Origin of the sequence: Marinobacter sp. (assembly GCF_041687235.1) — a bacterium.
In the GTDB taxonomy this organism is placed as follows: Bacteria; Pseudomonadota; Gammaproteobacteria; order Pseudomonadales; family Oleiphilaceae; genus Marinobacter.
In genome coordinates this window covers 25,198-42,334 of the sequence record NZ_JAWLCH010000019.1, presented here as the reverse complement: position 1 = coordinate 42,334, position 17,137 = coordinate 25,198, and the positions used below count along the sequence as shown (strand labels likewise).

Annotated in this window: 16 protein-coding genes and 1 tRNA gene; 7 read left to right on the top strand and 10 right to left on the bottom strand. The window is 57.3% G+C overall.

From position 1 onward, the window contains the following. Positions 1-28 precede the first annotated feature (28 nt). Complete coding sequence (locus ACESMK_RS18130) at positions 29-535, bottom strand: PRC-barrel domain-containing protein (protein ID WP_373001677.1); 507 nt, start codon at positions 533-535, stop codon at positions 29-31. 275 nt (positions 536-810) lie between these two features. Between ACESMK_RS18130 and ACESMK_RS18125 the strand changes: the two genes are divergently transcribed. Beyond that, on the top strand, positions 811-1,485 hold the full coding sequence (locus tag ACESMK_RS18125) for a spermidine synthase (protein ID WP_373001675.1): 675 nt from the start codon (positions 811-813) through the stop codon (positions 1,483-1,485). 41 nt (positions 1,486-1,526) lie between these two features. Then, the gene (locus ACESMK_RS18120) at positions 1,527-2,174 is read left to right on the top strand and encodes an MBL fold metallo-hydrolase (RefSeq protein ID WP_373001673.1); all 648 of its coding nucleotides are present in this window, start codon (positions 1,527-1,529) and stop codon (positions 2,172-2,174) included. On the opposite strand, the gene ACESMK_RS18115 is transcribed toward ACESMK_RS18120, so the two are convergent. Next, positions 2,143-3,777, bottom strand: a complete 1,635-nt coding sequence (locus ACESMK_RS18115; protein WP_373001671.1) for a methyl-accepting chemotaxis protein — start codon at positions 3,775-3,777, stop codon at positions 2,143-2,145. The two genes, ACESMK_RS18120 and ACESMK_RS18115, sit on opposite strands and share 32 nt — an antisense overlap. A 286-nt stretch (positions 3,778-4,063) precedes the next feature. Between ACESMK_RS18115 and ACESMK_RS18110 the strand changes: the two genes are divergently transcribed. Further along, positions 4,064-4,729 (top strand): hypothetical protein, encoded by a 666-nt coding sequence (locus ACESMK_RS18110; RefSeq protein ID WP_373001669.1) that lies wholly within the window; start codon positions 4,064-4,066, stop codon positions 4,727-4,729. Positions 4,730-4,738: 9 nt separating this feature from the next. Here ACESMK_RS18110 and ACESMK_RS18105 read toward each other — a convergent pair whose 3' ends face one another. Together ACESMK_RS18105 and ACESMK_RS18100 are read right to left on the bottom strand one after the other, a co-directional pair. After that, positions 4,739-5,362, bottom strand: coding sequence for an L-threonylcarbamoyladenylate synthase (locus tag ACESMK_RS18105; protein WP_219477792.1), 624 nt, complete (start codon positions 5,360-5,362; stop codon positions 4,739-4,741). Continuing rightward, entirely contained in the window at positions 5,362-5,715 is a 354-nt protein-coding gene (locus ACESMK_RS18100; protein ID WP_373001666.1) for a BolA family protein, read from the bottom strand. Before ACESMK_RS18100 ends, ACESMK_RS18105 begins: the two co-directional genes overlap by 1 nt. A gap of 130 nt (positions 5,716-5,845) precedes the next feature. Between ACESMK_RS18100 and ACESMK_RS18095 the strand changes: the two genes are divergently transcribed. From ACESMK_RS18095 to ACESMK_RS18080, 4 genes are all read left to right on the top strand, one after another. Beyond that, positions 5,846-8,029 carry a DNA topoisomerase 3 gene (locus ACESMK_RS18095; RefSeq protein ID WP_373001664.1) on the top strand — a complete coding sequence of 728 codons (2,184 nt, stop codon included), beginning with the start codon at positions 5,846-5,848 and terminating at the stop codon, positions 8,027-8,029. A gap of 112 nt (positions 8,030-8,141) precedes the next feature. Next, positions 8,142-8,876, top strand: a complete 735-nt coding sequence (locus tag ACESMK_RS18090; RefSeq protein WP_373001662.1) for a response regulator transcription factor — start codon at positions 8,142-8,144, stop codon at positions 8,874-8,876. After that, positions 8,869-10,506 carry a FecR domain-containing protein gene (locus ACESMK_RS18085; protein ID WP_373001660.1) on the top strand — a complete coding sequence of 546 codons (1,638 nt, stop codon included), beginning with the start codon at positions 8,869-8,871 and terminating at the stop codon, positions 10,504-10,506. Before ACESMK_RS18090 ends, ACESMK_RS18085 begins: the two co-directional genes overlap by 8 nt. 33 nt (positions 10,507-10,539) lie before the next feature. Further along, a complete protein-coding gene (locus ACESMK_RS18080) occupies positions 10,540-13,107 on the top strand; it encodes a CHASE2 domain-containing protein (protein WP_373001658.1) in 2,568 nt (855 codons plus the stop codon). A 31-nt stretch (positions 13,108-13,138) separates the two neighbouring features. On the opposite strand, the gene ACESMK_RS18075 is transcribed toward ACESMK_RS18080, so the two are convergent. From ACESMK_RS18075 to fabZ, 6 genes are all read right to left on the bottom strand, one after another. Next, positions 13,139-13,564: a fibronectin type III domain-containing protein gene (locus ACESMK_RS18075; protein ID WP_373001656.1), complete on the bottom strand. Its 426-nt coding sequence runs from the start codon at positions 13,562-13,564 to the stop codon at positions 13,139-13,141. Between the two features lie 307 nt (positions 13,565-13,871). Continuing rightward, a tRNA-Met gene (locus tag ACESMK_RS18070) sits at positions 13,872-13,948 on the bottom strand. A 69-nt stretch (positions 13,949-14,017) separates the two neighbouring features. Further along, positions 14,018-14,704 carry a ribonuclease HII gene (gene rnhB / locus ACESMK_RS18065; protein WP_373001654.1) on the bottom strand — a complete coding sequence of 229 codons (687 nt, stop codon included), beginning with the start codon at positions 14,702-14,704 and terminating at the stop codon, positions 14,018-14,020. Then, positions 14,704-15,885 (bottom strand): lipid-A-disaccharide synthase, encoded by a 1,182-nt coding sequence (gene lpxB, locus ACESMK_RS18060; RefSeq protein ID WP_373001652.1) that lies wholly within the window; start codon positions 15,883-15,885, stop codon positions 14,704-14,706. Before lpxB ends, rnhB begins: the two co-directional genes overlap by 1 nt. 20 nt (positions 15,886-15,905) lie before the next feature. Then, the gene (lpxA, locus tag ACESMK_RS18055; protein WP_373001651.1) at positions 15,906-16,697 is read right to left on the bottom strand and encodes an acyl-ACP--UDP-N-acetylglucosamine O-acyltransferase; all 792 of its coding nucleotides are present in this window, start codon (positions 16,695-16,697) and stop codon (positions 15,906-15,908) included. Continuing rightward, on the bottom strand, positions 16,697-17,134 hold the full coding sequence (gene fabZ, locus ACESMK_RS18050; protein WP_373001649.1) for a 3-hydroxyacyl-ACP dehydratase FabZ: 438 nt from the start codon (positions 17,132-17,134) through the stop codon (positions 16,697-16,699). Before fabZ ends, lpxA begins: the two co-directional genes overlap by 1 nt. Between the last annotated feature and the right edge of the window lie 3 nt (positions 17,135-17,137).

The following is a 17,137-nucleotide window of genomic DNA, read 5'->3' as shown; positions in this document are numbered from 1 at the left end:
GTTCCACACTAAGTGGACCTACTGCCATTCACTTCTCCGTTACGAACTCCGGTGCAGACTCCAGGTCCTCACGGGACAGATCTACCCGCAGGTCCTGCTCATCAGACGTGATTGACTTGGTCAGGTGATCCCAGCCAATGGCTACGTCTTTTTCACCCATGCCCAGGAATCCGCCAACACCGACGACCACGGCAACGACTTCTCCGTTCTGGTTGATGATCAGATCACTCACTGCACCAACATCTTCGTCGCCGGTGGTTCTGACTGTGGAACCGATCAGATCACTCGCGTGCATACCGTTAGCAGGGGCAGATGCCAGATAATCTCTGCTTTGCATGCCTGACTGGTCCTGCATTTTCTGGTCGGTCTGAGCGGACTTGGACGTTGATTTCATCGCGTCCTGCTCGTGCTGGGAGGTTTTCGCTCCCTTATCAACGCCCTCGCCTGATGATTGCTCGGCAAGAACAGCGCCAGAACCGAATGCTATGGCCGGGGTAACCAACGCATAAAAGGCAAATGAATGTAATTTTTTCATGTGATTCTCCTTCGAATCGGGTGTACTGGTCGGACAAAATGTCCTGTCTGCTGTTTCATCAAAACGTTTCCTCCCCGGAATCATTTCCGTGAAAGGCGCTGAACCTCCAGGAGACAGAGGATTCAGGATGAACCTTCAAGATACGCCGAGCGATGGGGGCAGTCGGTACGCTGACGCACCCAGATGGGACAAATGACTACCCATAACCGACTTTTTTCTTCAAATCAGCCGGATCAGGTTACACTGCGCGCCTGTCCTGCTAACCGGAACCTCTTATGGCCCGCTTCACCGAAATTGGTACGGCAACAATTCCCGGAAAGGGAACCCAGCTTCGACTGTTGCAACGCAATGACGAATTTTCGATCAAAATTGCCGGCACTACCGGTGAGTTGATGAACAGCCGGATACATGGCTCGGAAGACGCCCTCGCCACCCTGGCGTGCGAACGAATTGCAGATCAACCCGCTCCCCGTGTGTTGATTGGCGGACTGGGGATGGGGTTTACATTAGCCGCAGCCTTGGGCGCTCTGGGTGATGATGCACAGGTTACAGTGGCTGAATTGGTCCCCGAGGTTGAAGCCTGGAACCGGGGACCACTGGGCTCTGCCGCCGGAAAGCCGCTGAACGATCCGAGGGCCCGGGTGCACATTGGTGATGTGGCGGAATTACTCAGAAGCAGCAACGGTGAATGGGACGCCATTCTGCTGGATGTCGATAATGGTCCCGAGGGGCTTACCCGCAAGGAAAACAACTGGATCTATTCCCGGGATGGCATTGCCGCCGCCCAGAAGTCGCTTCGACCAGACGGCATCCTGGCCTACTGGTCTGCCGGCCCGGAACACGCGTTTACCGAGCGATTGCGGCGGGCCGGTTTTTCCGTGGAACCGGTGACCGTGAGAGCCCTCCGCCCAGGCAAAGGCGCACGGCACGTGATCTGGCTGGCGTGGTAAATTACGACACTAAACCATCTATCCTGTTTTCGAGAAAGCCTATGTCACTGAAATACAGAATCGTCCCGGTAACGCCTTTCCAGCAGAACTGCTCACTGATCTGGTGCGAGGAAACCCGCAAAGCCGCCGTTGTGGATCCCGGCGGGGATCTCGACCGAATCCGCGCCGCGGTCAACGAGGAAGGCGTCACTGTCGAAAAGATTCTGCTGACCCATGCCCACATCGACCATGCCGGAGGCACAGCCGAACTCTCAAAAGCACTGGACATTCCCGTTGAAGGGCCGCAGAAGGAGGATAATTTCTGGATCATCGGCCTGCCCCAGCAGGCCCAGATGTTCGGTTTTCCAGCACCCGAGGTCTTCACGCCGGATCGCTGGCTGGAGGATGGTCAACAGGTCACCGTAGGCAATGAGGTTCTGGACGTGCTCCACTGCCCCGGTCACACACCCGGCCATGTGGTTTTCTACCACAAGGAATCAGGCCTGGCACTGGTGGGTGATGTACTGTTCCATGGCTCTATCGGCCGCACGGATTTCCCAAAGGGCGATCACAGCACGCTGGTCCGTTCCATTCGGGAAAAGCTGTTCCCATTGGGAGACGAGATTGCGTTCATTCCCGGACACGGCCCTATGTCTACCTTTGGTCAGGAGCGTGCCACTAACCCTTTTGTGTCCGACCACCGGGGCTGAGCCGGAACTGCTCAATGGTTTTTCTCAGGGTTTCCGCCATGGCCAGCAAATCTCCGGCAATTCGAGCCGTTTCCTTCGCGTCCCCGGAGGTCTGCTCTGCTGAACGGCTGATCTCAATGACGTTGTGATTGATGGATTCCGAGACGTCGCTCTGCTCGTTGGCCGCGCTCTCCATTTCCTGATTGAGATCGGTAATCTCGCGCACTGCAGAAGCAATGGTCTGCAGCTCGGATTCCACCTTCAGAATCGCGGAGACCTGCTGCTCTGCCATTTCCGAGGCATGGCGCATGGTAGCCACGCAATCCACTACTTCACCCTTAAGGCCATTGATGGTGTTACGGATTTCCTCGGTGGAATCCTGGGTTCGGGAAGCCAGGGCCCGTACTTCATCGGCCACCACTGAGAAGCCCCGGCCCTGCTCTCCGGCCCGAGCCGCTTCTATGGCGGCATTCAGCGCCAGAAGGTTGGTCTGATCGGCAATGTTGGAAATAACCTCCAGCATGTCCGACATTTGGCTGGTGCGCTGGTCCAATTGCTCGATGCGTTGTGCGCCACTCTGAACCTCGCGGTTCAGCGCCTCAATGCCTTCCACAGCGTTCCGGGCAAGCCCCTCACCTTTACTAGCGGATTCTGCTGTATCCGCGGATTTCCGGGTGGTGTGGATAGCGTTTTCCCGAACTTGAACGGCGGAGGCGGCCATTTCTGTGGTTGCACTCGCTACCTGGTCGGTATTGTCTCGCTGGGCCAGAACTTCGCGCTCGGTGGTGTCCGCCTTGCCGGCAATACTGCGAGCAGCCTGCTCCACCTGCTCTGCGTTATCCATAACCGTGTTCATGCTCTGACGGATCTTCGTCATCATCCGGTTGAACGCCCGGGAGACAGAGCCGATTTCGTCGTTACGGGTAACTTCCAGCTCAATGGTCAGATCCGAATTGCGGGAAATTTCGTCCATCCGGTCGTGAAGCCTTCGCAGGCGGGAGAATACGAGCCGACTCAGCGCCGCAGCGGTCAGAAAGAACACCGCCGCGAAAATCGCTACCTGAATGCCACCGCTGGTTAGCAATTGTTGCTGTAAACGGGCATCGCTTTCGGCCAGAGAATAATCCACCCGGATCGCGCCGAGCACATCCCCTTCTTTGGCCTGGTGGCAACCCAGGCAATTCACACCCTGGTAGTCTTCCATGGCGATGACCGGCTCAATCAACGTGTAGACCCGGCCATCGTCATTGCTGGAGTAGGCTTCAACCCGATCACCGGCAAGCGCCTGTTTGTCCAGGGCAGACTGCTTCTGCTCCGATGCATTGCCTGCACCATAAGTACGGTTCAGGTGGTCGCTGCGAATCACCCGTACATCCAGAACATCCTCCGGGGCCATGACCTTTTCCCTGAGTACATCCCGATTGCCGATGGTGCCTGTGACCATCATGGTGTTCAGACCGTCAAAATAGGACTTGGCCAGACCATCGACATACTTGTGGCTGAACTCTTCCACATGATCACGCTGTGAATCCGCGTTGTAGAGCACGGTAAACACGAGCACCAGTGAGAACGCCACCGCCAGGGCAGCAAGAAGAAGAAAACGGATGGAGTAGTGTCTTTTCATGGCAACCCGATACAGGAGCCGCTCGACCGGCGGCTCAAAGGAAGATTGTTTTTACTGGTTAATTTGACGGCCAACTGTCGCCAAACTTTATAGATATGCGTCAATTATTTCCTGATCCAGATCAGATCGAAGAGTGGTCAATGACATTGCCCGCACTAAAAAACAGACCAGGTGTTTTCGATGGAGTTGGCCTGAAAGCTGCAAAGTTCAGTGGTAGTTACCAGACATCACAAACGCTGACTGTTCGACAACCGCACTCCGGTTGGCTGAAGGAGGAAACCCATCCATGTCCCTACTGACCTCACTGATCCGGGCGAGCACCCAGTTCCAGCAGGCCATGGAAAAGCGTCAGACACCGGCAACTGGCCCGGAAGCCGCGGCTGGCAAGGCGCAGACAAAAACCGTGGAGAGCGAGCCCACATCCGGCGACGACCGCTTTACACCGTCGGACGCCAGCCTGGCAGACCCTGGCCGCTTGAAAGCACGCCGACTCGCCATGGCCGACTACAGGCAAACCGTGGGGCAGGATCTTGCCTTCGTGCGTGAGACGCTGCGGCACAAACTTGCCGAATACAATCTGCACCCGGCAACGGCATTGAACGTAAGCAAGAACGAAAACGGCAGCATTGCCGTGGAAGGAAAGATTGCGGACAAGACCCGGGCCTTGATTCAGAAAGACCTGAACGTGAACAAAAACTTCAAGGAAGCGTTCAATCGACTGAGCACCAACGAACCGACCCTGCACTTCATGGACAATGCGCTGAAGCTGAACCAGGCCTACGGGGTCAACAACCCGCTACTGGACACGCTGATCAGCGAAAACCAGCAGTTCAACGGCCTTCAGGACCTGGTTCACCGGTACGACACTATGCGGCGCTCGGTAAGTGCCGAGCAGATAGAAGCGGCAGGCAATGCCCGGACGTATGCGTTCAACCTGAACGCCCGGGCCTGAACCTGCAATTCAGACCTCAAACGGTGCCGGATCCCCTTTGCCAACCCGCGTCACCACGGGCGCTTCTCCGGTGAAATCCACCACCGTGGTTGCTTCCATGCCACAGAACCCGCCATCAATAATCAGATCCAGCTCATGCTCCAGGGTTTCCCGGATGTCATAAGGGTCTGTCATCGGCTCCGTCTCACCGGGCAGGATCAGGGTACTGCTCATAATCGGCTCACCCAGCTCGCCCAGAAGCTCCTGGACAATGGCATTATCCGGCACCCGCACGCCCACAGAACGGCGCTTGGGGTGCAGTAATCGACGCGGCACTTCACTGGTCGCATCCAGAATGAACGTGTAGGGGCCAGGAGTGAAATTCTTCAACAACCGATACTGAGTATTATCAACTTTTGCATACACCCCGATATCCGAAAGGTCCCGGCACACCAGCGTGAAATTGTGCTTGTCATCCAGCCTGCGAATCCGCTTGATCCGGTCCGCCGCCTGCTTGTCCCCCAGGTGACAGCCAATGGCATAGGCGGAATCCGTGGGGTAAACAATCACCCCTCCACGCCGAAGAATATCCACCGCCTGGTTGATCAGACGCTTCTGCGGCGTCTCCGGATGAATCTGGAAAAACTGACTCATTAACCCTCTCCCTGAGCGGATCGCGCCGCCATCGCCGGATCCTTCTTGGACCCGCCCATACAATTAGGAGACTCCGGCGCTGCCTGACCGGTTGCCTCCCACTCCTCCGGCGAATACACGTGCAGCGCCAACGCATGCACGCCACCCTCCAACTCCTCGGCCAATACCTTATAGATAGCCTGATGCCGACGCACCTTCATCTGCCCCTCAAACTCTGGTGACACCAGCGTCACCTTGAAATGGGTTTCAGAATTCGGCGGCACACTGTGCTTGTGACTCTCGTTCTCCACCTTAAGAAGGCGGGCATCGAACGTGTCGTTCAGTTTTTCTTCAATTGCGGTTTGAATTTTCATGTTCCAGGTCTCCCACAGCCACTGCTCATATGACTCCCAGTCTACTACACATACAGTACACACCCGAGAGCCTTGACAGCATAAAGCCAAAACGCCACATTCCCATCCCGATTCCAAAACACCAGACCCCATGCACCTGTACATCGCCGAAAAACCAAGCCTGGGCCGCGCCATCGCTGCCGCCCTTCCCGGCCCGCACCAGAAAGGCCAGGGCTGGATTCGCTGTGGTAACGGCGAAAACGCCGCAACCGTAAGCTGGTGCATCGGCCACTTGTTGGAACCCGCCGAACCTGCCCGCTACAACCCTGCCTGGAAAAAGTGGCGCCAGGAAGATTTGCCCATGTTTCCCGAAAAATGGGAAGTCATGCCCAAGGACAGCGTGCGGCAGCAGCTCAAAGTCCTCGAATCCCTGATCCGCCAGGCCGATACCATCACCCACGCCGGCGACCCGGACCGGGAAGGCCAGCTCCTGGTGGACGAAGTTATCCGCTATTTCGGCACCAGCGCTCCAGTGCAGCGGATCCTGATCAATGATCTGACCCCGGCGGCCGTCGCCAAAGCCATCCAGAGCCCGAAAGACAACCGGGAATTCCGTCGCCTTTCCCATTCGGCACTGGCCAGACAACGGGCCGACTGGCTTTACGGCATCAACCTGACCCGCTTCTACACCCTCAGCTACCAGCAACAGGGCGAACAGGGCGTCTATTCCGTTGGGCGGGTGCAAACCCCGGTACTGGGACTGGTGGTGGAACGGGACAACACCATCGAGAACTTTCAACCCAGGCCGTATTACCGGATTGAAGCCCGCTTTAAGGCCCAGGAGGAGGAAGCCGACCAACAAACCTTCACTGCCCGCTGGCTGCCAGACGAGCAGTTCCAGGACAATCTGGACGACGAAAACCGCCTGCTGAGCCGGGAAGTGGCCGAGCAGATAGCCGAGAGCGTGAACAGCCGACCTGGCAAGATCACCGAATCCCGCTTCCGGGACCGGCCAGAAGCCCCCCCGCTGCCATTATCCCTCTCGGCGCTGCAGATTGAAGCGGGCCGGCTGTTCCGGATGGGCGCCAAAGAAGTGCTTGATACGGCCCAGAACCTCTACGAGCGGCATCAGCTTATTACCTACCCCCGTTCCGATTGCCGGTATTTGCCCGAGGGGCATTACGGTCAGAGGGAACAGGTGGTTCGGGCGATCGGCCGGGTGGCACCGGATCTTCAGAATGCCTGTAATGGCGCTGACCTGGCCCGGAAGACCGCTGCCTGGAACGACAAACAGGTGGATGCGCATCATGCCATTATTCCAACCAGCCGCCCGACGCCCAACGGAAAACTGACCGCAGCCGAAGAAAAAATCTATGGGCTCATCAGCCGTTACTACCTGATGCAGTTCGCCGCAGACGCCGTCCACCGGGAAGGCAAACTCACGGTGCGGGTGGCCGAGCACCAGTTCCGGGCAACAGAAACCACCGTTCTGGTGGCCGGGTGGAAAACTCTGGAGCTTAAGCTCCGGGAAGGTCGCACCGAACCGGAAAAAGCACCCCTGCCCCGACTGGAGAAAGGCGAGCCGGTGTTCTGCGAAGACAGCCGTATCAGCGAGCGCAAAACCCAGCCGCCCCAGCACTTCACCGACGCCACGCTGCTCTCGGCGATGACCAACATCGCCCGCTTTGTAACCGATGCAGAGCTCCGTAAAACCCTGCGCGAGACGGATGGCCTGGGCACCGAAGCCACCCGGGCAGCCATTATCGACACCCTGTTCAAGCGGGACTACCTGTATCGGGACAGCCGGCACATTCGGGCAACAGACAAAGCCAGGGCACTGATCAACGCCTTGCCGGAATCGGTGAGCAAACCGGACCGCACGGCGGTGTGGGAATCCACCCTGGATAGCATCCGCCGGGGCGAGGGTGACCCCAGGAAGTTCCTGGAGACTCTGAAGCAGGAGATCCAAGGCTTCCTGAACCGACCACAAGGCCAGCCAGGGGGGGATTCAACGAGTTCCGGGACCGCCACCGCTGAAAACCAGCCCCACTGCCCAAAATGCCGGGCCCCCATGCTCGAGCGGGACGGCAAGTTCGGGCGGTTCTATGCCTGCTCCCGATACCCGGATTGCCGTGGCACCCGACCACTGGAAGAATCCAGCCCAAAGGACGGCACAGGCCAGAAGCCGATCCCCTGCCCCCATTGTTTCTCGCCCCTGGTTCGGCGAAAAGGCAAAAAAGGCTGGTTCTGGGGCTGCAGTAATTTCCCGGGCTGCCGACAAACGTTGGATGACGACAACGGAAAGCCTGCAGTCCGTTTACGCAAGTCTACATAACGATACTGAATACAGATCCACATTTTGTGATAATTGCTTGATATAGCAGAGCAGTCCGTCCAGAGCTCTGCACCTTGTCAGGCGAAAAAAGCAACACTCCGGGAGAGGCTTAATGCGTATTGCTTTGCTTGAAGATGAAACCGAACAGGCACAGCACATCCAGTCGATTCTGTCTGAGCGCGGACACCACTGCGACAGCTTCCCTACTGGCCAGAATTTCCTGAGCGCCGTGTTGCACCGCAGCTACGATCTGCTCATTCTGGACTGGCAGATTCCGGATATGACCGGCATTGATGTTCTCGAAAGCGTGCGGGCCCAGCTGAACTGGCCGATTCCTGTGGTTTTCCTCACCCAGAGGGACAGCGAAGCAGACATCGTTCGTGCTCTGGATGCTGGCGCCGATGACTATCTCGCCAAACCTGCCCGGGCAGCAGAACTGGTTGCGCGCATCAACGCCCTGGCCAGGCGCACCAATCCAGACAGCGAGAAAGAAGTTCTCCGCTATGGGCCCTTCGAAATCAACACCCAGCAACGGGTCATTTCCCTACACGGTGAAGAGCTTACCCTGACCGACAAGGATTTTGACCTGACCCTTTTCCTGTTCCAGAACCAGGGTCGACTGCTGACCCGGGAAATGCTGCTTGAGCGGGTCTGGGGGCTGGCGCGGGATATCAATACCCGTACTGTGGACACCCACATGAGCCGCCTTCGTCGGCGACTGGGTCTGAACCCCGAGAACGGTTTCCGGATCAAAACCATTTATCAGCGCGGCTACCGCCTGGAAGCGATGAAGGCCCAGGAGCAGGCGTTTGATGCCCCTGAAACGGCCAGGGCGGCCAATGACTGACAGCCGGGCCGCGCGATTGCCTTCACTGCTACTGACGCTTGCACTACTGATCGGCGCAATGCCTGCCGCTGCAGAACTGTCGGTAACGCGTGGGTCTGCAGGTCATGCTGATACCTCTTCCGCCAGCCCGATGCCAGAGTGGATATACACTCTTCGACCGGGTGAAAGCTATTCGGAAGTGGCCAACGACCTGTTGTCTCAAAACTACTCTGCCGGGCGCCTGCTGCAATACAACGGCATTGGCAATGGTGCCACGCTGGGAGCCGGCGATAGCGTCAGAATCCCCCTGGCCTGGCTGAAGCGCCAGCCGCAACCAGCACGAGCCACATCGGTGGCCGGGACTGTTCAGCTGATTTCCGGAAGTACCGGCCGTAAAACTTCGCTCGACGAAGACACTCTGATCCGTGTCGGAGACGAAATCCTGTCAGCTTCCGGAACTGCCACTATCGAACTTGCTGATGGCTCGGAAGTCCGGATTTCGCCCAATTCGCGACTGATCTTCAATCGTCTGACCCAGTACGGCAAAGCCGGCATGGTGGATACCCGGCTCCGACTCGACAGCGGCGAAATCCATACCCGGGTGAAACCGGTAATGGAAGGCGGCGCCCGATTCGAGATTGAAACACCATCAGCAGTTGCCGCTGTTCGCGGAACGGCATTTGCGCTTCAGACCTCACCGGGAGGCACCAGCCTGCAAGTCACGGAGGGCGACGTCGATTTCGGAGAACCTGGCAAGACCCGCCGTATTCCGGCCGGATTTGGTGCCAGCCTGTCCACAACCGGCAATGAGGGCCTGAGCATTCGCCGCCTTCCGCCGGCACCAGCCGTTAACCCACTCCCCCCAAAGCTGACTCAACTGCCATCAACCATGACCTGGCAGGAAGACCCTGCCCCCCGCCACAGGGTGGACATTTTTGAGACCGACAGCGGTCGCTGGGTGGAAAGCCGTGAAATCTCCGGCAACAGCTTTGATATCGGGCAACTGGACAACGGCAGCTATGAAATTCACCTGGCAGCCCTCGATACTCGCGGCACCGCAGGCATGCCCAGTGTCGTTCCGGTGGAGGTCGATCTGCAGGCGCGGACCGCCAGCCTGGAGTCTCCGGCCGATGGCGCGACGGTGAATGATGACATGCCCGAGTTCCGGTGGCAGCTCAAGGGTGCAAACGAAGTGGCAAGGGTAGAGATTGCCGAAGACAAGGAATTCCGGAACCTGATTGCCACCAGCGAATGGGCCCCGGAAACCACTGCGCTGCCATCACGCCCGCTCGGCCCCGGCAAGTACTACTGGCGGGTTGTCACTGAGGCTGGAGGCAATTCGGTGGCCACCACGAAGCCGCGCCAACTTGTGGTCAACGGCAGCCTGCCTCCGGTGCGAATTATCAGCGTAAACTACATTGACAGCCAGGTTCGAGTGTTCTGGGAAAAGGTTGACACCGCGGCAGACTACCGCCTGCAACTCTCAGAGGAGCCCGGTTTCAATAACATCATCAAGGAAGCAACGTTGTCTGATACCACCGCAGCCTTGCGTCTTATTCCCGGAAGGCGGTATTTTGTGCGCCTGAAAGCTCTTTCTGATGGCCCTCTGCAAAGCCGCTGGGGACCAGGGAGGGAATTGTACCTGGAATAAACCTTTGATCGACCGAAACGCACAGCAGGGCTCATGAACCGGGATTGGCTGCCAATAAAAACGACCCCCTGGACACTGGGCCTGATACTGCTGGCACTCCTTCTGCTCACCCAGACCACTGAACTGCCAGAACGGCTGGATTTCTGGCTATACGACCAGACCATTACCTCGAACCCTGTGAAAGCCTCCGATGAGCTGGTTCTGGTTACTATTGACGAGCTGAGTCTGGATCGTCTGGGCCGCTGGCCCTGGCCCCGTAGTCTGCACGCAGAGCTGATTGCCAAGCTTGAACAGGCAGGCGCAAAAACCATCGTCTTCGATATCCTGTTTGCGGAATCGTCACCTGACGACGAGCAACTCGCAGCGCAGATGCGCAGCCATGGCAATGTGATTTTGCCGGCCTATCTTTCCCCGCCCACATCGCAATACCTGTTGAGCGAACAGCTGCCTGTCGGACCACTTGCGTCTGCGGCTGCTGGTCTCGGCCATGCCCATGTAGAGTTGGACAGCGACGGTGTCGCGCGCGGTCTCTATCTGTTCAATGGCCTGGGGCAAACACTCTGGCCCAGCCTCGCCCTCGCAGCCACAGGGGCAGGACCGCAGAACACACGTACCGGGGACACACCCTCCTATGTAAACGTCCGGGACCAGTATCGGGCCGTTCCACTGATCGGGGGCGCCGGGACTCTGCCTGCCTACTCGTTCTCTCAGGTACTGACTCAACCCCCCTCACCAGAACTGTTTCGGGACAAAACGGTGTTCGTAGGCGCCACAGCAGCTGGCTTCGGAGACATACTGCCGACGCCGTTTTCCGGCCTCAGCCGCCCCATGTCCGGCGTTGAATTTCACGCCAACGTGTACTCTGCCCAGGTTCGGGATCTGCTGATTCGGCCTGCGCCAAAGTGGGCCTCCGCCGCGCTCGCGCTGACAACCATCCTGCTGCTGGCGTTCTCCCTACCCCCAATGCGCCCCGCACGAACTCTGCTTGCCTGCGCATCCGCTGTAATTGCGCTGGCCGGGTTCTACCTGTTCATGCTGCTGGTAATGAGGTGGTGGGTACCGATCGCCAACTCGGTATTGGTTCCCATTTTCGCATTTCCAGTATCGAGCGGCCTGCGCCTTGCCATGACCAACCGGTTCCTCAACCGCCAGCTGGATGACCTCGCCAGAAGCCCTCAGGTGGCGCTGCCACCGACTTCAGGCAGACACCCAACCCAGCTGCTGGAACACTTTCAGGCACTGTTCAGACCCACTGGGTGGCTGTTAACCGAGGAAGATGATGTTCTTTCCGCCCGGGAATTGTCGCGCACAGATATCCCGGAAAACCTGACACCTGGCCACTGGTTTCATGACAGCAATCGCAGTTGGATTCAACTGCTGCGCGGAGGCACCCAGTATCATCTTGGATTGGTCCTTCCCAACGACCTCGGCCGTGAAGCCATACAGCGCTACCTCCGCAGACTTTGCCTTGAGCAAACGGCCCAGGCAGATCCTACTGCCAGGCCAAGCGAGAACATTTCAGCCCGAATCGAACGTGTCCGCATTGCCACTGATCGCTTGAATCATATGCAGCAGTTCATTCGAAGAAGTTTCGAGCGCATGCCCGACGGCATCATTGTGACCGATGAGCTTGGCGTGATCCGCTTTGCCAACGGGCACATTGAGGAGTGGTTCCGGGAACCCATGCCCAGCCTGGCCGGATTACCTCTGGTCAGGCTTCTTGAAGGGCATGATCCAAGGGAAACACCCCCCTGGCATGAAACCGTGTCCGACACCCTGACACTGCGACAGAGCCGAACCGTGGACCTCAGAATCCGCGACAAGGATTTCCTGATCCACTTCGCGCCGTTTTCACTACCTGACAGCGACCAGCAAGGCATAATCGCCAATATTTCTGATATTTCAGAACTGCGGGAGCAGCAGAGACAGCACCGCGAAGCCATCGACTTCATTTCCCATGACGTGCGCTCGCCACTTGTCTCCCAGCTTGCCCTGATCGAGCAACTGAAACGGGACCCGAGCCACATCGAACAAAGCCAACTGGAACAACTGGGCAGGTTGGCCAGGCGAAGCTATCACCTTGCCGAGGAGTTCGTGCAGTTGGCACGGGCCGAGCAGTTAACCGAAACCCGGTTCTACGAGTGTGAGTTCCTGGCCATCGTTGAGAACGCCCGGGACAGCGTCAGTGAGCAGGCCGTCGAAAAAGAGATTCAACTTCAATTGCAGGGTACGGAGGATCTCTGGCTGAAAGGAAACGCAGAGCTTCTGGAACGGGCAGTTATCAACCTGTTGACCAATGCGGTCCAATACAGCCCTGGCGGCTCAGCCGTCAGCATTCAGGTATTCCGTGCGGGACACCAGGCTTGCCTGACGGTCGCGGATGAAGGCACCGGCATCGATCCGGAGGAACTGCCGTATCTGTTCGACCGCTATCGCCGCCAGAAGAGTACCGAGCTCGCTGGAGTACATGGAACGGGCCTTGGACTTTCCTTCGTGAAAACCGTTGTTGAAAAACACAGGGGGGAGATATCGGTATGGTCCAGGCCGGGCAAAGGCTCTTCATTCACCCTGAAACTCCCGATAGCGGACCCGATGGCCTGAGACTTCAAACTTCAGGCGCGGGAACTCCGACTCAGGAACGGATGGACTTGCTTACAACATCGGAGGGCTCACTGATCAGCCCACTGGTGTCCTGAACCTGAATGGTGAAATACCAGGTCCCTGCTTCCAGACCACTTACTTCATAAGACATTTCTGCCTCGGCCTGGGCGTTAGTGACAACGACCTCTTCGCTCAACTCCTCAGCGTCCTGGCCGTAACGGATTACATATCGGTCGAGCTCTCCCATAGGGATGCTCTCACCGTTCACACGGGTCAGCGGCGCACTCCAGCTCAGAACGGCGGAGCGCTCTGGAGAAGACACCTGCCCGCCAGAATCAGCAGAACCGGTTTGTGTACCTGCAGACTCGGAAGAACCACCTCCTCCACACCCTGTGAGCAGTGATCCCAGAATAAACGCGGCAATCCATGCCTGTGACATTTTGATGACGCGTTTCATAGGCTTTCGGAACCATTTTATCGTCGATTTTGTGAAATTGTATAAAACGGGGCCGATTATCGATGTGAAGTCTGTCATTTACCTAGTTACGAAATTGTCAATTTCTCGTCAGGGATCGGTAATGAAGTAAGGGAAGTTACTGATACGATGGGCAATTTTTTGCCCAGGGAGATTGGGTGTAGCGCGAGGTATTGTAAAAAGGTCTAAGCGGGCAACTTAAAACGCAATAAGGCCCGCAATTGCGGGCCTTATGTCACTGACGGGCTAAAAACAACAAAGCCCGCAAAAGCGGGCTTTGTTTTAAAGATGGTAGCGGGGGCAGGATTCGAACCTACGACCTTCGGGTTATGAGCCCGACGAGCTACCAGACTGCTCCACCCCGCATCAAAACTGGTTGTTGATCGGGCTACCCCGATCAACGTGCGCGTATATTAAGGATTCAGTGCGGTACTGTCAATCGATATCTTCAAAAAGGTCGGTTGGGTATTCCAGCCGCTCCTGGTCGGGCGTCAGAGCTCCCTGATAAAACCCTACCTCATCGATAACTTCCTGAACCGGACGAAAGGAACGGCGGTGTTCGGGCGTTGCACCAAGCCGACGCAAGGCCTCAAGATGAACGGGAGTTGGATAGCCTTTGTGTTGGGCCAGGCCATATCCGGGGAATCGGGCCTCCAATTCGGCCATCTCTCTGTCACGAGTTACTTTGGCGATTATGGAAGCGGCACTGATTGCTTCCACCCGACTATCGCCCTTGATGACAGGTTCTGAAGGCCAACTCCATCCTGGACATCGATTACCGTCCACCAGGACATATTCTGGCCTCACTGCAAGACCGGAAACTGCACGCTCCATGGCGAGCATCGTTGCCTGATAGATATTTAGCCTGTCGATCTCGTGGGCCTCGCAGCGGCCAATACTCCAGGCCCTGGCATGCTCAAGGATCTGCTCAAAAAGTATATTTCGGCGCTTTTCGGTGAGTTTCTTTGAATCAGCGAGGCCAGCGATTGGTCGGTCCGGGTCCAGAATGACTGCAGCGGTCACGACGGCTCCAATCAGCGGTCCCCGACCCACCTCGTCCACACCAGCCAGGAGAGAGCCCCTGTAATGACATTCGAAGGGTGGCAAAGGAGCCTTCGGCATCAGCGGCCTCCCTGCTCTACCAGATCCGAGATCGCCTGCGCGGCTTTTTCATCGGCACCCTGCTTGAGAGTATGGTGCAGCTCGGTGAAGGCTTCTTTGAGCCGCCCCCTCTCTTCCGTGTTCTCGAGACGCTCGAGCACCGCCTTACCGAGGCTTTCGGCCGTTGCTTCGTCCTGAAGCAGTTCCGGCACCAGCTCGCGCTGGGCGAGCAAGTTGGGTAACGCCACGTGGGGCACCTTCACCAACTTCGACAACAGGGCGTAGCTGAATCCGCTCAGACGGTAACCTACCACCATCGGCTTTTTTAACAGCATGGCTTCGAGCGTTGCCGTTCCAGATGCGAGCAGAACTACGTCCGAAGCGGCCATTACGTCTCGGGAGCGGCCCCGAATGATAGTGACCGGCAATTTCACATCCAACGCATTGACCAGATCACGCACCTGTTTTTCCCGGTCCCGATTCACACAGGGTATGACCAATTGAAGGTCCGGGCGTTTTTCCTGGATCCAGCGAGACGCTTCCAAAAACAGCGTACCAAGCCTCTCCACCTCGCCTGCACGACTGCCCGGAAGGACAGCCAGCACCGAGGCATGGGCATCAATGCCAAGGGACTCCCTCATTTTCACGGTATCCGGCGCCATGGGAATGCGATCGGCCAGCGGGTGCCCCACAAAAGCAACGGGTACCTGATGCTCTTCGTAAAATCGGGCCTCAAAGGGAAACAGGGTAAGCATGAGGTTTACGGATTTGGCAATCTTGAATATCCGCTTCTGGCGCCAGGCCCAGACAGAGGGGCTCACATAATGGACAGTGAGAATACCTGCCTCACGGCAGCGTCGCTCGATGGCGAGGGTAAAATCCGGTGAGTCAATGCCGATGACCACATCGGGAGGAGTGCTAAAGAAATAGTCCAATAACCGTGCACGGATACTGAAAAGCTCACGGATACGACCCAGCACCTCTACCAGGCCCATCACCGACAGCCGCTCCATGGGCACCAGCGAATGGAAGCCCTCGGCGATCATCTCTTCTCCACCGATTCCCACAAAGCGGGCATGGGGGTAACGCTGGCGAAGTGAGCGGATAAGGCCGGCTCCGAGGATGTCCCCCGACGCCTCGCCGGCAATAATGCCGAAGGTGATTTTACGCTCGCTGATGATCGCGTGAGAAAAATCCGTCACCGACTGTGGCTCCCGCCGGACTAGCGGATGATGCCGCGGTGTGCTCCACGCAGGGAGTCAATGAGGGGCCGTATTTCCGGCACATCGGAATAGGCGTTCTCCAACTCTTCAACCGCCTGTTCGGTCGTCAGACCCTGACGGTAGATGACCTTATAGGCCCGGCGCAGGGCCAAAAGTACGTCCTTGCTGAACCCGCGGCGCTTAAGGCCTTCCACATTCATGCCGTGCGGCTCTGCAGACTGGCCACTGGCCATCACGTAAGCCGGAATGTCTTTCAAAACAATGCTGCCACCGGCCGCCATACTGTGAGGACCAATATGGCAGAACTGGTGCACCATGGTGCCACCGCCCAGTATCGCAAAATCACCGACGGTTACGTGGCCAGCCAGGGTCGCGCAATTGGCCAGAATGGTGTTGTCGCCAACGATGCAATCATGGGCAACATGAACATAGGCCATCAGAAGGTTGCCGCTGCCAATACGGGTTTCCCCACGATCCTGAACCGTGCCACGGTGAATGGTACAGTTCTCACGAATCACGTTGTTGTCACCAATTACCAGGGTGGTGGGCTCGCCTGCGTACTTTTTGTCCTGGCACTCTTCGCCAATACTGCAGAACTGGAAAATGCGGTTGTTACGGCCAATCACCGTTGGCCCTTTAACGACCACGTGGGAGAGAACCTCGGTCCCCTCGCCGATTTCCACATCCGGGCCAATGTAACTCCAGGGTCCAACAGTGACGTTGTCCCCAAGCCTGGCTGACGGGTCTACAATTGCCTGAGGATGGACACCCGACCAGTCATTTGTCGCCATCAAACTTCTCTCTCAGCGGTCAGAATCTCTGCCACGCATACGACTTCACCGTCGACCAGGGCGCGACACTCGAATTTGTAGATACCCCGTTTACCGGAGATGAATTCCGATTCCATACACAGTTGGTCCCCTGGCAGAACCGGACGTTTGAACCGGGCCTTACTGGAACCGGCGAGGTATTGTACCACGCCATCAGCAGGTTTCCGGCCTACAGTCACAAAACCGAGAATACCTGACAGCTGAGCCATGGCCTCGATAATCAATACACCTGGCATAATGGGATTGTTCGGGAAATGGCCCTGAAAGAACGGCTCGTTAAACGAAATATTCTTGTAGCCCTTGATCGACTTTCCCTTTTCGACCTCCGTTACCCGATCCACCAGCAAGAACGGGTATCGGTGTGGCAGGTATTCCAGAATTTCGTCGATGTTCATCATGTT

What these genes read in the sequence shown, in the direction of transcription:
- ACESMK_RS18130 (WP_373001677.1), bottom strand. Translation starts at nt 535, where the DNA reads ATGAAAAAATTACATTCATTTGCCTTTTATGCGTTGGTTACCCCGGCC.
- ACESMK_RS18125 (WP_373001675.1), top strand. Translation starts at nt 811, where the DNA reads ATGGCCCGCTTCACCGAAATTGGTACGGCAACAATTCCCGGAAAGGGA.
- ACESMK_RS18120 (WP_373001673.1), top strand. Translation starts at nt 1,527, where the DNA reads ATGTCACTGAAATACAGAATCGTCCCGGTAACGCCTTTCCAGCAGAAC.
- ACESMK_RS18115 (WP_373001671.1), bottom strand. Translation starts at nt 3,777, where the DNA reads ATGAAAAGACACTACTCCATCCGTTTTCTTCTTCTTGCTGCCCTGGCG.
- ACESMK_RS18110 (WP_373001669.1), top strand. Translation starts at nt 4,064, where the DNA reads ATGTCCCTACTGACCTCACTGATCCGGGCGAGCACCCAGTTCCAGCAG.
- ACESMK_RS18105 (WP_219477792.1), bottom strand. Translation starts at nt 5,362, where the DNA reads ATGAGTCAGTTTTTCCAGATTCATCCGGAGACGCCGCAGAAGCGTCTG.
- ACESMK_RS18100 (WP_373001666.1), bottom strand. Translation starts at nt 5,715, where the DNA reads ATGAAAATTCAAACCGCAATTGAAGAAAAACTGAACGACACGTTCGAT.
- ACESMK_RS18095 (WP_373001664.1), top strand. Translation starts at nt 5,846, where the DNA reads ATGCACCTGTACATCGCCGAAAAACCAAGCCTGGGCCGCGCCATCGCT.
- ACESMK_RS18090 (WP_373001662.1), top strand. Translation starts at nt 8,142, where the DNA reads ATGCGTATTGCTTTGCTTGAAGATGAAACCGAACAGGCACAGCACATC.
- ACESMK_RS18085 (WP_373001660.1), top strand. Translation starts at nt 8,869, where the DNA reads ATGACTGACAGCCGGGCCGCGCGATTGCCTTCACTGCTACTGACGCTT.
- ACESMK_RS18080 (WP_373001658.1), top strand. Translation starts at nt 10,540, where the DNA reads ATGAACCGGGATTGGCTGCCAATAAAAACGACCCCCTGGACACTGGGC.
- ACESMK_RS18075 (WP_373001656.1), bottom strand. Translation starts at nt 13,564, where the DNA reads ATGAAACGCGTCATCAAAATGTCACAGGCATGGATTGCCGCGTTTATT.
- rnhB (WP_373001654.1), bottom strand. Translation starts at nt 14,704, where the DNA reads ATGCCGAAGGCTCCTTTGCCACCCTTCGAATGTCATTACAGGGGCTCT.
- lpxA (WP_373001651.1), bottom strand. Translation starts at nt 16,697, where the DNA reads ATGGCGACAAATGACTGGTCGGGTGTCCATCCTCAGGCAATTGTAGAC.
- fabZ (WP_373001649.1), bottom strand. Translation starts at nt 17,134, where the DNA reads ATGATGAACATCGACGAAATTCTGGAATACCTGCCACACCGATACCCG.